This is a genomic window from Pedococcus sp. 2YAF34 (assembly GCF_052114585.1).
Taxonomy (GTDB): domain Bacteria; phylum Actinomycetota; class Actinomycetes; order Actinomycetales; family Dermatophilaceae; genus Pedococcus.
In genome coordinates, this window is record NZ_JBFRFA010000133.1 from 1 (window position 1) to 400 (window position 400).

The window sequence follows — 400 nt, forward strand, 5'->3', positions numbered from 1 at the left end:
GGTAGGAGACCAGGACGTCGACCTGCTTGTCCTTGAGGACCTGGACGATGTCCACCGGCTCGGCGTCGGACTCCTCGATGGTCAGGCGGTAGTACTTGCCCAGCCCGTCGTTGGTGACACCGCGCTGCACGGTGACCCCGGTCGGGGGCACGTCGGCGATCTTGATCGTGTTGTTCTCCGAGGCGTTGATCGCCTCGGACAGGTCGAACCCGACCTTCTTGGCGTCCACGTCGAACGCGGCGACGAACTCGACGTCGCTGACGTGGTAGTCACCGAGCTGCACGTGCATCAGACCCGGGACGGTGCCCGAGGGGTCAGCGTCCTTGTAGTACTCGACTCCCTGCACCAGCGAGCTGGCGCAGTTGCCGACGCCGACGATGGCGACACGCACGGATCCCAT

At 65.2% G+C, this 400-nt stretch carries 1 pseudogene; it reads right to left on the reverse strand.

What is annotated here, in order from left to right:
• Positions 1 to 400, reverse strand: a pseudogene (locus tag AB4Z02_RS19235) (inositol-3-phosphate synthase); the annotation flags it as partial.